Origin of the sequence: Brucella oryzae (assembly GCF_041929965.1) — a bacterium.
Classification (GTDB): Bacteria; Pseudomonadota; Alphaproteobacteria; order Rhizobiales; family Rhizobiaceae; genus Brucella; species Brucella oryzae.
In genome coordinates this window covers 82,830-95,897 of the sequence record NZ_JBHEEO010000016.1, presented here as the reverse complement: position 1 = coordinate 95,897, position 13,068 = coordinate 82,830, and the positions used below count along the sequence as shown (strand labels likewise).

Here is a 13,068-nt window from a genome sequence, read left to right as displayed (position 1 = left end):
GGAAAATTGCGGCCTGTTTCGCCTGAATATCTACGAGCCCCTGGCCTTTCCGGCCAGAGAAACTTAACGTGACAACACCAAGTTAAGGGTACACGGTGCCGAAGAGATACATCCAATCGCCCTAGATGCGGTTAATTTGATAGCCTCTGGATAGAAACGCAACCGCTTGCTACATTGAGCAGCAAGCGGCCGACTATATTCCTTTGCGTTACGCAAAACTGCAGGACTTGGTGACTACTCATGGGCGAGCGGAGCTATGAGCGCACCTGGGCTTCGCGAATAATATCAGCCATACGTTCCGCAAGCATCAACGTCGGCATATTCGTGTTGGCACGTGGGATGCTTGGCATGATCGACGAGTCGCATACTCTTAGCCCCGACACTCCGTATACCCGTCCCGCACTATCGGTCACTGCCATTGGATCGGTAGCAGCCCCCATACGACAGGTACCCGACGCATGCCATACGCCAGTGACCGAGTTGCTGATGAAATCCGTCAAACCCTCGTCACAGGCAAGCAGCTTGTCGAGGTTAATACCTAATGTGATGATTGTATGTACGATCAGGCTGCGAAATTGCCCAGCATAGTCAAGCAACGTGCTCAACATTTGTAGCTGAACAGCGTTCCACAAACCAGGTGCCGAAACCTTCTTAACCCGCTCGGAATAGCTGGTCGGGAACACTGGTCCGCATACTTTATGCATGTTCTTGTCGGACATAATATCTGCCGCACGGCGGAAACCTTCCTTGAGTCGATCAAGATCACGCCCATCAGAAAGCAACCGAAAATCAACAAGAGGTTCATCCGCTGGATCTGCGGAACGCAGTGTCAATTCACCACGCGAATAAGGCTTGTTCACCCAGATCAGTATAGAACCAATCCGCTGCCCAATCTTGTGCCATGCTGTGCGTCCAATGATCGCAAAATGCATATCACCTGTCGGGGCATTGGGGATGCTTGACGTCCAGCGCAAAAGCGCCTGATCGTGATGCTCGTTCATATCGCGCATACGCGATTGAGCCGGCAAATAGGTTGAAACAGCAATCATGGGATGTTCCATCAGGTTTTTGCCGACCCCGGGGAGATGATTGCGCACCTCAATGCCAAGCGGCTTTAATTCGTCTTGTGGCCCGATCCCACTGCGAAGCAACAAAGCCGCCGAATGGATACCACCCATCGCGACAATGGTTTCATTGGCGAACAGAACTTCACGCTTTCCGGATCGTTCAATCTCTGCCCCGATAACGCGCTTATCGAGGAAATGCAGAACTCGAACGAAAGCATCTGTCACGATTGTCAGATTGGGACGGCGACGCACTTCTTCCGTCAAATAGGCAATCGATGCAGGAATGCGTTCGCCATCATCGCTGACAGCGATAGCGGCGGGGAAGATGCCATCTTGCCACTTGCCGTTTTGATCTGGCAATACCGGCTGCCCTTGTGCGTGCAATGTTTCTTTCACTGCAGAAACGAATGGTGAAATCTTGTCATTCGGTAAACGCCGCACAACAATCGGGCCTTGCTGACCGTGATATTCATTATCGAAATCAACGTCACGTTCGATTTTCCTGAAGTATTTCAGGGCAATCTCGCCACTCCACCCTTCCGCGCCAAGTGCACCCCACTCATCATAGTCCTCGGGTGAACCGCGGTTGGCAACCATGGCATTGATCGCTGAACCGCCCCCAAGCACTCGTGCTTGTTCATATGTTCTGGCTGATGCGTTTGGCGTCCCGTTCCTGGCACAACCATAAACCGCCTTTAATGCCGTCCAAATATTATTCGGATCCAGATAAGCAAGACCGGGGTAACGCGAGCGAATATTATCGGGCATAGTGGCCTTGCGCAAATCACGCCCGGCCTCAATAAGCACGATATTGAAATCTGCGTCTTCCGAAAGCCGCGCGGCAAGTGCGCAGCCCGCGGAACCGCCTCCGAGGATCAGGTAATCAATCTTTGAGGGTATGGAAAATCTCACTTTTTGCCTCCCCAGCGCTCTGGATAGCCGGGCATGCTTTCACAACCGCATGTCGCGAAATGCAGGGGCGGCAGCTTTTCGTTGGTATATTTTGAAAGGTCGGCCTGCGTGATAACGGGCTGGGGCAATATCCACTCAGGCGATGGCACCGGCTCACCCTGCAAGACGTTCAGCGCAGCCAGAACAGCCGTACGCCACTGGAAAGCCGGATATGTCGGAGCAATTCCCTTGAAACCCTTTTTCTGCCAAGCTTGCAGATAATCCTGCTCGTCTTCACCCGTAATGACCGGATAGTCCACGCCAAGGTCTTCGAAGGCTTCAGCTACCGCAACAGAAACCACACCAAGATCAACCCAGACCGCGTCAATCTTGCCGTTGCGACTCAGATAATCGACCACGGTTGCCTTGGTCTTGGCGCGATCGCCGCCGACAAACTCAGTGCCTACGATTTCAACGCCCGCATCATTAAAAGTCTGCTCAGCCGCAGCCCAGCGCGTTTCAAAAATATCAAGTCCCGGGGCAGTACGCAGAACAAGCACCTTGCCACCCTTTGGAATGTTCTCGACGATATAATCAGCAGCAGCCTTACCCCACGCATAACCGCCAATAGAGCGCACAGCAGTCACAGGGCAAGTTGTGTTGACAGATCGGTCAAAGGTTATCACCGGCAGCTTTTTGCAAGCTTCTTCCACCACTGGCGTCAGTGCCGCCGAGGTGTTGGGCGAGACAATCAGCGCATCGCAATTGCCGCTATTCAAGAACGACTGAATATCGGAAATCTGCTTGTCGTCTTTGCCCTGCGCATCCGCATATTCAAACTTGGAAATGAGATCAGGATGCATATCGACTTCAGCCTGCATCGTGGTCAAACCCGTTACGCGCCATGCATTTCCCACACCTGCATTAGAGAAGCAAAGCCGGTAAGGACCTTTCTTTGCATAGGCATTGCTATCCTTCATTTCGGACCCAAACCACTGTTCCCATGGCTTATCAGCCGGGCCGTTGGGCGTCGTTTGCATCAACTTGATTTGCTCTGCCAGTTCCTTGGCGGCGTCGCCGCCTGCGACCTGCGCCAGTGCCGTGCTGGCAAGACCTAAGGCCAGTGAAGCGGAAACGCTTGCAATCATACCAATTTTTATTACGGCCATAGACAACATGTACTCCTCCCATTGAAACATGTACTGGTTGCTTGATCACTTCCAAAGCAATCCTCCTCGCTTCGAAAATTTGTTCGGTCGTCGTCTCACCGCCTCTCGGTAAAAGCTGCGGCGGCTATTAGTATCAGTCCCTGCACAGCCAGCCGGACGGGTTGCGGCATACCAAGCAGGTTGAGAACGGTGAAAATTGCGTAGAGGGCGAGCGCACCGCAGACGGCACCTGCGATATTGCCGCGTCCACCCATAAGCACAACGCCGCCAATCACTGCAGCAGCTATAGCCTGAAGTGGATATTCCGCCCCGACATCAACGGAAACGCCCGAATAACCACCGAGCAGCAGCCCTGCAATAACAGCCAACAAAGCCGAGACCACGAAGCAGCCGATACGAACAGTACGCGTGGACACACCGGCAAGGGCGGCGGCTTTTGGATTATCCCCCAGCATAAACACCATGCGACCAAAATTCGTGCGATGCAGAAGCCAATAGGTGAGAGCAATCACGACCACCAGGACTATGACCGCAATCGGCAGACCGTCTAACAGCGGCACATCATGAATGCGACTACGGCCAAGAAAGCGCAGGTTATCAGGCAGACTGCTCGATGGTGCACCGCCTGCCCAGATCATCGCCAACCCTTTCAACGAAAGAAGGCTACCAAGCGTTGCGATGATCGACGGCACCTTGAGCTTCGTAACGACAAATCCATTGACCAGCCCAACCAGCAAACCGATACCGCTGACCAATGCGATTGCCAGCGCCATGGTGGACGGATCGCCTTGTGTGATCATCGCACAGCCAATGACGACCAGCGTAATAAGCGAGCCGGTGGAGAGATCGAACCCACCGGAAATCAACACGAAAGACGTGCCGCAGGTGAGGATGACGAGCGGTGCTGCGCGTTGAAGAAAACCCATCATGCCCGGTGCTGTCGAATAAAGCGGGCTGAGATAGACCATGATACCAAGGATCACGATCAACAGCGGCAAAGCCGGATTTGATCTGAGAACGCGCATCATGCCGTTTCTCCCTTGTTGCGGAAGGTGTAGCAGCCCACAGCTGCCACAACGATCAAGCCGCGGAAGACCTGACTAAGAAACGGATCGATCTGAAGCATGTTGAAGACCGCGTCAGTGGTTGCGAAAACAAAGACACCGGCCAGCGTCCCGACAATGCTGCCGCGACCACCCGCAAGCAGTGTGCCGCCAATGACAACAGCCGCGATGGAATCGAGATCGTAATTCCCGTCACGACCGATCCACGGTGTTCCTACGCCAAGACGGCTTGCAAGATAAAGGCCTGCAATCGCACACATGACACCTGAAAAGCTGAATACGAGAATGGTGACGCGGCGGTTGCGGATACCCGCCAACCATGCCGCTTGCTGATTACCGCCAACAGCGTAGAGCGAACTGCCAAGACGCGTGTGATTGAGCGCAATCGCGGTCAAAAATGCGATGGCAAACATAGCCATAACCGAAAAGGAATAGCCGCTCAGAGAACCATAGGCAAATTGCTGGAATGATCTCGGCACCGCTCCTTGTAGCGAGCTGTAAGAGACGCCCAGCATACCCTGCAATGCGAGGCTGATGCCTAATGTAGCAATTAGCGGGTTAACATTGAGGTATGAAATCAGAATTCCATTCAGTGCCCCAACCGCAGCCGCAACTAGCACCACAATCAAGATCGCGTGGGTTATATTGGCTGGCTCATTCTGCATAAAATAACCCGCCAGCACGGCGCAAACGCTGACGAGATTAGCAACCGAAAGGTCAATTGCGCCACTAGAGATGACAACCGCCTGCCCGATAGCCACCAGACCAAGCGCAACCATGCGTTCCAACAGACCCGTGATCCCAGCGAAGGTCACTTGTGCATATTGGCCGGTTGCAAGGGCGACCCCGACATAAACCAGCAGCGACACGCCAGTCAACGCCAACGGGATCGCATGTCGCTTAGCTGAAGTAGACACTGTTTTGGGACTCAAGTTACGCCCTCCCAAAATTGAGAATTGCGAAAGGATATTAATGGACGGCATAGCGCATGATCTCTTCTTCACTCGCACCGCGCTGCAAATTGGCTGTGACGCGCCCACCGGACATTACGCAAATGCGATCAGACAGGCCGATGATTTCCATAAGGTCAGAAGAGACGACAACCACCGCGCCGCCTTCTTCCGCGAAAGCCCGCAGCATCGCGTAAATCGCAGCGCGTGCACCGACATCAATGCCACGGGTCGGCTCGTTGACAATCCAGACGCGCGGATTGATCGCCATCCAACGTGCAAACAAAACCTTTTGCTGATTGCCGCCCGAAAGCCGGCCAACAGGCATGTCATAGCCAGCAGCTTTCACCTCTACTTTGTCGAGTAGCGTATCAATGAAACGCGTCGCACGCGGACCACGCGTCGCGCCCGACAATCCGCCACCCAGTGCTCGTAAGGTAATCGCCGCATTGTCGCGAAGCGACTGCCGCAAGCCCAAACCTTCCACCTTTCGGTCTTCCGGAATAGCCCCGATCCCACGCCTTGCCGCCTCACGGGGCGAGCGCGGTCCTTGCTTGCCATCCCACAAACGCACGTCACCGCTTGTAAATGGCGCTTCTCCCGACATAGCGCGAGCCAGCTCTGTTTTGCCGCAGCCTTCAAGACCCGCAATGCCGACAATCTCACCTGCACGCAAAGTCAACGAAATATCTTTCAGACTTTCACGACCAGCGTCTTTGATATCGTAGAGCACCGCTCCCTTTTCACTGCTTGTAGCGGGGGGGAAAAAGTCCGTTAACTCACGCCCCACCATCAACTGGATTACATCATCAATGCTGAGTTCAGCGGCACGTTTCGTTATAACTTGGCGACCATCTTTGATGATGGTAATCGTGTCGGCCAGAGCTTTGATCTCGGCCATACGATGCGAAATATAAAGAAGCGCCACGCCCGACTGTTTCAACTCGAAAACAAGCCGGAACAGTGCTTGCGTTTCTGCTTCATTGAGCGCCGCTGTTGGCTCATCGAGAATCAATATTCGAGCCTTTTCCGATAAGGCTTTTGCGATTTCAACAAGCTGTTGCTCGGCAATGGAAAGCTTGCCGCATTCCGTATTCGGGTCGATATTGCACCCCAAACGATGCAGAATAACGCTTGCCTCGCGGTTCATCTTGGCGCGATCAATGAAACCGAAACGTGTCGGCTCGCGCCCAAGGAAAATATTGTCCGCGATTGTACGATAGGGCAGAAGATTAAGTTCCTGATGGATAATCGCCACACCTTCACGCATCGCCTGTGCCGGATGCGTAAACACCACTGGCCTTCCATCAATATGAATTTCACCATCAGACGGTGCAAAAACGCCACTCAAAATCCGCATCAGCGTGGATTTTCCCGCGCCGTTTTCCCCGCAGATCGCTGTCAATGTGCCGCTATGGCAGGTCAGATCTATACCATCCAGAACCTTGATCGGCCCGAATGATTTGCGAATGCCTTCCATCTTAAGTAAAGGCACGCCTCCTCCCGCCACAGCGGATCTCTGATCCGATGTGGTGCGCATTCCCATATTCCCGTTTTATTGTATCCGAAACTATTCGGCGAAGACGACCTTAGGGTTTGTCAATTCTCTTATGCCTAAAGCTCCCAGTTCCCGGCCAAAGCCGGATGCCTTCACTCCACCAAATGGCATGCGTGGGTCTGAACGAACAAAGTCGTTAATAAAGACTGCCCCAGCTTCAACAGCGCGGGCAACACGGTTTGCGCGTATGCTATCCGTGGTCCAGATCGTTGCGCCAAGTCCGTAATCGCTATCATTTGCCAGTTCGACCGCTTCTTTCTCGTCTTTGAAGTGAAAAAGAAGGGCGACCGGGCCAAAGAATTCCTCGCGTGCAATCGGCGCATCATGAGGCAGACCGGCGATAACCGTTGGAGCATAGAAATTGCCTTCCCGCTCCAGTCGCGCGCCACCAGCCAAAAGCTTCCCGCCCTGCTCCAATGCCGCTGCGACTTGACGTTCGGTATCCGAAACAACGCTTGGACGCGCAAGCGGGCCGAACTTGTTCGCAGGATCCAAAGGGTCGCCAACGGAAAGCGCCTTCACCGCCTTAACAAATGCTTTTTCAAACTGATCGTAAATTGCATCCGCAACAAAAATGCGCTTTGCCGCGATACAGCTCTGCGAGTTGTTGGAGAAGCGCGACAAGACCGCCATCGGTACGGCTTTGGACAGATCGGCATCATCAAAAACTAAAAACGGATCGGAGCCGCCAAGTTCCAGAACAACTTTCTTGCCATGTTCGCCCGCCGCCTTGGCAACCGAATAACCCGCCTGCGTGCTTCCGGTCACAGTAGCCGCCTTGATACGTGGGTCAGCGATTATTCCCGCTACAGCATCACGGCGCACTGCCAAATTAAGATACAGCCCCTCCGGCGCACCGGCATCAAGCGCAAGCTGTTCCAGCGCCCGCGCACAACCCTGCACACTGTCGGAATGCTTCACTAGAACCGTATTACCGGCCAAAGCTGTCGGTATGAAAAAACGCAATACCTGCCAGAATGGCAAATTCCACGGCATGATTGCGAAAATTGGTCCCAGCGACTGATAGACAACACTAGCGTTCAGTCCTGCAATCGGCTCATCAGATAGATATTCGGGACCCTTCTCCGCAAAGTGGCGTGCACCCATTGCTGCTTTATTCACCTCGGCAATAGCTTCACCAATCGGCTTGCCCATCTCAGTAGTAATAAGGCGAGCGTAATCCTCGGCGCGCTGCTCCAGAATATCCGCCAGACGCAACAGAAACGCCGTCCGTTCCTGCATCGAAACGTCACGTGACCATTTTTTCGCTGTCTCGTGGGACATGGCGATACGCGCCTCAATCTCGGCCACATCATGCGAGGGGTAAATTTCGACCAGCTTTCCAGTGGCCGGGTTCCAGCTTTCTAGCGTCATGTGCATTCCTCCCAGAAGCAAATATCCTACTGGTTGGTAGTTTATGTGTGGACCAAGTGCATTGTCTAGTTTTCACGCCAAGGATATTCCAGTATACGAGAAAAGAGGTGTAATTTACTTAGGTCGATAAGGTCCGATGTGAAAAGCTTTGAACGCATAAGCGCCATACTCTGCAGCTTTAACTCGGCAGAAGCGTCACAACGCATTGATGCGCTTTTAGAGCGTACACATATCCCCACATCTTCTGGCTACAAGATAATCAGCGATATGATAGCCGAAGGTCTGCTTTCGCGCACTGGAAGAGGAGTGGTGAAACTTGGCCCCTATTCAGCCCGTCTGCTTTATGCCCCGCTTCGCGCCAACAGATCGACTGGCAATGCCTTGCTGGCGTCAAGTTCCAAAAGTTCCATTGCCCCTCGAAAAGCACATCTTGAAGGGGTATTGCTCAAACTCATTGACACTAAGCAATATAAAAAGGAACCGCCGTATACCCTCGGTTTTGCCAATGCCTCACGCGCTCACCCATGGCGGCGTGCGCTAGAACAAAGTCTGATTGCGGCTTCGCAACGCCAGAGCCAGGTCGTTTCACGTATGGTTGTATACGATGCCCAAAATGATCCAGCTAGGCAGATAGCTCATCTCAAGCAAATGCGTGATGAAAGTGTCGATCTTTGTATCGTGAGTGCGGTGAACGAAAGCCACGAAGGTTTGAGCAAAGCTATTGCAGAAACGGCGGCTGTGGGTATTCCAATCGTTGGTGTAGACCGGGCGTGTGGCGATGCGAGCAATCTCGTTTCTTTTGTCACTGCGTCGGATGAAACTGTCGGCCGCATCAGTGCCTTATGGCTGGCCGAGCATCTCAAAGGCAGAGGCGAGATTGTGATGCTGTGCGGTATGCGCGACGCGTCACCGTGCACAATCCGTCTGCAAGCAGCACTCGCGACGCTCGAAAAATTCCCAGATATCAGGATTACAGCAATCGAATATACCGATTGGCTGGCCGAGCGCGGCTATGATGTGATGGAAAATCATCTCAGCCACAATCGCGTACCGGATGGTGTGTGGTGTGACTCTGGCCTACAAGGCATCGGTTCGCTCAAAGCATTTTGCGATAAAGGCTTTAAGCGGGGTGAAATCCCCGCTCATACTGGCGGCGAGATGAACTTGATGTACAAGATGGCTGTCACGGAAAAGGTACCTTTATGCGGCCTGGACTATCCGGCGGCGATGGGCTCTATCAGCTTTCAGACCGGGCTTGATATTCTCGCAGGTCGACAAGTGCCTTGGCTCATGGAGGCAGATTTACAGATCATCGTGACACGCGGACATGAGACGGAATCTGTCCGCGCCGATCTTCATGCAGAAAGAAAAGTCGATTGGCATGCGGCCGATACTCTCGTTCATGCTGCTGGCCGTGCGCGTAGCTCGCGATCAGAGCCTAAGGATTCAAAACGACGTGCAGAACCATCCACGGAAATAGCAGTCAGCAAATCCTATACGGATTCGTCGCGACGGCTTGTCGATATCATGACACTTGTAGCAGAGCGCCCGATCGTCACCGCCTATGAAACAGCGCGCGCACTCAATATGCCTCTTAGCTCGACTTATGAGGCTATCAACGAATTGGAACGACTTTCATGGTTGATACGTAGTGAAGACGGGCATTTGCTGGTGGGGAAAGTTCCACAACAGATCGGACTCACAGCACAGTGTATCGATATCGATGCGCACCGTCTTCTGGCACTCGTGCGTTATCTGCGAGATCAGACTGGCGAGACGAGCTTTGCAGGCGTTTTAGGTGCTGACCTGCAAATCGGTCCATGGCTTGTAGGGTTCAACTACAATTGTGTGCGTTTTACGCCCTTTAAGACTTTTGCAATGGAGTTGCGCCGCAGTACTGTTCTGACTGACGAGCCATTTAAAACACAAAGCCGCCCGGAAGCGGATATGATCGGCGCCAGTAGCCAAACAAGTTTTGTGATGATCCCGATATGCCGTAGCTCAGCATCTGGAGTAAATACAGAACTGGTCATCGGGCTAAGTCGACAGTCAGGCTCAATAGATGAAGAGCATGCCTTCGCGCATCTGCGCGAGGTTCAGGAGCTACTCTACAGCGAAACTCAATTTTCAATCTAACGACACACATCCCGCTTGAGATAGCTCAGTAGCATTTCTGATGCCTCTTCGCACCGACGGTCTAGCCAATCATTATCAATCGGTAAGCCAAACACTGCACGCAACGTATGGGTATTGGAAATCGGAAAATAGCAAAGCGACGCCACGAAGACGTAAAAATCGCGCGGGTTCATTTTTTTGCGAAAGTCGCCGGATTGCTTACCGCGCTCCAGCAATTCGCTGACGCGATCAACCAGAACTGACTGGATACGGGGCATGTCCGACATCGTTCGGATTGTTTTACCTCCCTGCATATTTTCAATCGTTAGCATCGAAATGAACCAAGGATTGCGCCGAAAATGGTTCATAGTGAACCGCACCAGCTCCCGCACTGCATCATCTGGCGAAAGCTTATCAAGGCTCAGCTTCTTTTCCGCTTCACGGATTTTGACATAAGCTTCACGCAGAGCCGCCGCATAGAGGGCGTTCTTATCGCCAAAATAATCATAGATCATCGGTTTGCTGACTTCAGCCTCTTCTGCAATGCGGTCCACGCGGGCGCCCGCGAAACCGTGTGTTGCGAATTCATTCAAGGCTGCGCGCAAAATACGTCGCTTGCTATCGGCAGCGTCGCGCTTGCGCGGTGGTTTCGGTGTTTGTGCTTCCATCGCCCCCATTAAAGCCTTTTCTATGTGACCGGCGCTTTGCCAAGCACCAGCGTAACCCGAAAATCATTCACATTTGTGTGCGTTGGGCCCGTATCGACCAATCCGCCATGTTTGTCAAAAAAGCTCCAAGCATCATGCGCGTCTAGTGCTATACGCGCCAGTTTCGTATCCAATGGCTCGGCCCCATGCCAGATCGCACCGGCATTATGCTCCGAACCATCGCGCCCATCGGTATCGCAAGCAATCGCAGAAATCTGGCTCTGGCCATTGGCCGCAAGTGCAAAGCTGAGAAGATATTCGCTACACCGGCCGCCTTTGCCTGGATTCCCCTTGACGGTAACAGTCGTTTCGCCGCCGGAAATATAAGCAACGGGAGCCGCAAACGGTTGACTATGGCGCACGGTTTGCAGCGCGATAGCCGCCATGACACGCCCAACCTCACGCGCTTCTCCTTCAATTGCATCGCCCAGGACACAAGGCATAACGCCAGCACGCCGTGCAACTTCAGCCGCCGCTTCAAGTGCTGCTTGCGGTGAGGTAACAATCTTTACAATACGCCGCCCATATTGCTGCGGCTCGTTCCGTTCCGTTGCCGATTTCGCAATTTCCGCATCAAGCAAAGCGAGAGCTTTCGGCGGTAAAACCATCGCATGACGATTAATCACATCCCGTGCCGCGAGAGGATCGCTACGGGTTTCAATTGTGGGTCCAGACGCAATCAAGGACGGATCATCACCCGGAATGTCGCTAACCAGATAGGTCAGCACATCGGCAGCACCAGCCGCCGCCGCAAGCTTGCCGCCTTTGATGTCGGAAAACTGCTGACGCACGAGGTTCATCTCATGGATAGGTGCACCAGACATCAAAAGCGCACAGTTGATTTCCTGCTTCTCTTCAAGGCTAAGGCCCGCGCAGGGCAAAGACAAAAGCGCAGAACCGCCACCGGAAATCAGTGCAACCAGCGTGTCACCAGCCTGCAAAGATGAAGGCAGCGCCATGATCTCTTGAGCTACTTGCAAGCTCGTCGCATCCGGAACCGGATGAGATGTTTCGACGAGGCGAATGGTTTGTGTAGAAAGCACGGTGCCACGCGGTACGGCAACTATCCCCTCACATGGGCCCCAGAATTCTTCCAAAGCTTGGGCCATCCGAGCACTTGCCTTGCCAGCTCCAACGACCACAACGCGCCCATTCGGACGCGGTGGCAACGACGCTTTTAACCCCGGCGCGGGATCAGCTGCAGCTAGAGCCGCATTCAGCATATCATGCAGTAAGACCGTCGGATTCAAACCTATATTAACTCCTCTCCGTAAATCTTTCGAAAGAAAGCAATTTGCACTTCCCACGACAGGTTTTAGCAACAGGCACGCGCGCGATCTGCAATAATCTGCATCACATCATCGGCCTCGCGTTTCCACCAATTCAATTCAGAGAATATCTCGATTTCATTGAGGGCATCGAAACCTTCTGCTTCAACTGCGGCTCGTAATCCGCGCAGATCAATCACGCCGTCGCCCATCATGCCGCGATCTGTCAACAAGTCACGCGTTGGGACCAGCCAGTCGCAAAGATGGAATGCAAGGAGACGTTCTTTACCCGCGCGTTTAAGCTGTGGCAGCAATCCCGGGTCCCACCAGACATGATAAACATCGACGGCAACTCCGATACCGTTACCAAGCGCATCGCAAATATCAAGTGCCTGTTTGACGGTATTTACGCAAGCTCTATCCGCTGCATACATCGGGTGTAGAGGCTCGATAGCAATGGGCATATCGACAGTGCGAGCATATTCTAACGTACGTGCTAAACCTTCCGAGACAATATCGCGAGAAGCAGCAATATCCTTGGAGCCTTCTGCAAGCCCTCCGACTACCATCACAAGACAATCAGCGTTGATTGCAACGGCTTCATCGACGGCACGTTTGTTATCAGCGATCACGCTATCAGTCAGTGCGCCTTGCGCAGTATACCAGCCACCCCGGCAAAGGCCAGAAACCCGCAGTCCGCTCTCGCGAATAATGCGCGCCGCATTATCAAGACCGATTTCGTGAATCTTATCGCGCCAAGGCGCAATCCCGCCAAAACCATAACGCAAGCAACCATCAACACATTGCTGCAAATTCCATTGCGGACGAAGCGTGGCAGTATTGAGTGAGAGCCTGTCTGGCGATAGGCCCTCCTCTATGACAGGCCGAGTGACCGGCGGCATATC

The 13,068-nt window shown here is 53.2% G+C and carries 10 protein-coding genes; 1 reads left to right on the top strand and 9 read right to left on the bottom strand.

Annotation, left to right across the window (positions count from 1 at the left end; translation table 11 throughout):
• Positions 1-254 precede the first annotated feature (254 nt).
• From JNC70_RS16310 to JNC70_RS16285, 6 genes are all read right to left on the bottom strand, one after another.
• Positions 255-1,979 carry a GMC family oxidoreductase gene (locus JNC70_RS16310; RefSeq protein WP_374788716.1) on the bottom strand — a complete coding sequence of 575 codons (1,725 nt, stop codon included), beginning with the start codon at positions 1,977-1,979 and terminating at the stop codon, positions 255-257.
• Positions 1,976-3,127, bottom strand: coding sequence for an ABC transporter substrate-binding protein (locus tag JNC70_RS16305; RefSeq protein ID WP_374788715.1), 1,152 nt, complete (start codon positions 3,125-3,127; stop codon positions 1,976-1,978). The genes JNC70_RS16310 and JNC70_RS16305 overlap by 4 nt, the downstream gene beginning before the upstream one ends.
• A gap of 95 nt (positions 3,128-3,222) precedes the next feature.
• A complete protein-coding gene (locus JNC70_RS16300) occupies positions 3,223-4,155 on the bottom strand; it encodes an ABC transporter permease (protein WP_374788714.1) in 933 nt (310 codons plus the stop codon).
• Positions 4,152-5,108 (bottom strand): ABC transporter permease, encoded by a 957-nt coding sequence (locus tag JNC70_RS16295; RefSeq protein ID WP_374788712.1) that lies wholly within the window; start codon positions 5,106-5,108, stop codon positions 4,152-4,154. The genes JNC70_RS16300 and JNC70_RS16295 overlap by 4 nt, the downstream gene beginning before the upstream one ends.
• 52 nt (positions 5,109-5,160) lie before the next feature.
• Complete coding sequence (locus JNC70_RS16290; protein WP_374788711.1) at positions 5,161-6,636, bottom strand: sugar ABC transporter ATP-binding protein; 1,476 nt, start codon at positions 6,634-6,636, stop codon at positions 5,161-5,163.
• A gap of 75 nt (positions 6,637-6,711) precedes the next feature.
• Positions 6,712-8,073 carry an NAD-dependent succinate-semialdehyde dehydrogenase gene (locus tag JNC70_RS16285; protein ID WP_374788710.1) on the bottom strand — a complete coding sequence of 454 codons (1,362 nt, stop codon included), beginning with the start codon at positions 8,071-8,073 and terminating at the stop codon, positions 6,712-6,714.
• Between the two features lie 138 nt (positions 8,074-8,211).
• Here JNC70_RS16285 and JNC70_RS16280 point away from each other — a divergent pair, with 138 nt between their 5' ends.
• A complete protein-coding gene (locus JNC70_RS16280; RefSeq protein WP_374788709.1) occupies positions 8,212-10,209 on the top strand; it encodes a substrate-binding domain-containing protein in 1,998 nt (665 codons plus the stop codon).
• Here JNC70_RS16280 and JNC70_RS16275 read toward each other — a convergent pair.
• The 3 genes from JNC70_RS16275 to JNC70_RS16265 form a co-directional block, all read right to left on the bottom strand.
• Positions 10,206-10,865: a TetR/AcrR family transcriptional regulator gene (locus JNC70_RS16275; protein ID WP_374788708.1), complete on the bottom strand. Its 660-nt coding sequence runs from the start codon at positions 10,863-10,865 to the stop codon at positions 10,206-10,208. The two genes, JNC70_RS16280 and JNC70_RS16275, sit on opposite strands and share 4 nt — an antisense overlap.
• 11 nt (positions 10,866-10,876) lie before the next feature.
• Positions 10,877-12,118 carry a glycerate kinase type-2 family protein gene (locus tag JNC70_RS16270; RefSeq protein ID WP_374788723.1) on the bottom strand — a complete coding sequence of 414 codons (1,242 nt, stop codon included), beginning with the start codon at positions 12,116-12,118 and terminating at the stop codon, positions 10,877-10,879.
• Between the two features lie 92 nt (positions 12,119-12,210).
• The gene (locus tag JNC70_RS16265) at positions 12,211-13,065 is read right to left on the bottom strand and encodes a sugar phosphate isomerase/epimerase family protein (protein ID WP_104754225.1); all 855 of its coding nucleotides are present in this window, start codon (positions 13,063-13,065) and stop codon (positions 12,211-12,213) included.
• Positions 13,066-13,068 lie beyond the last annotated feature (3 nt).